Origin of the sequence: Micromonospora sp. DT4, from assembly GCF_049841675.1 — a bacterium.
Classification (GTDB): Bacteria; Actinomycetota; Actinomycetes; order Mycobacteriales; family Micromonosporaceae; genus Micromonospora.
In genome coordinates this window covers 1-202 of sequence record NZ_JBNCKT010000552.1, presented here as the reverse complement: position 1 = coordinate 202, position 202 = coordinate 1, and the positions used below count along the sequence as shown (strand labels likewise).

Below are 202 nucleotides of genomic sequence, written 5' to 3'. Positions count from 1 at the left end.
AGGGTGTTCATCCCCGTGTCGAAGGGGTCGGCGTTCAGGGTGTTCACGCCCGCGGCGCTGCACGCAGCGTCGACAGAGTCGAGAGAGTCGATGACTGCCGCGATGTTCGGGTCCTGCTGCTCACTGATGTCAGCGGGAGGCAAAGGTCGCGGGGCGTGCATGCTCTTGTGAGCGAGGACGTAGTCGAGACTGATGTTATCCA

At 62.4% G+C, this 202-nt stretch carries 1 protein-coding gene; it reads right to left on the bottom strand.

Annotated elements, in window-relative coordinates; translation table 11 throughout:
• Positions 1-202 (bottom strand): hypothetical protein (locus tag ACLQ24_RS30830; RefSeq protein ID WP_425895226.1); only part of this gene is annotated, 202 nt, incomplete at both ends.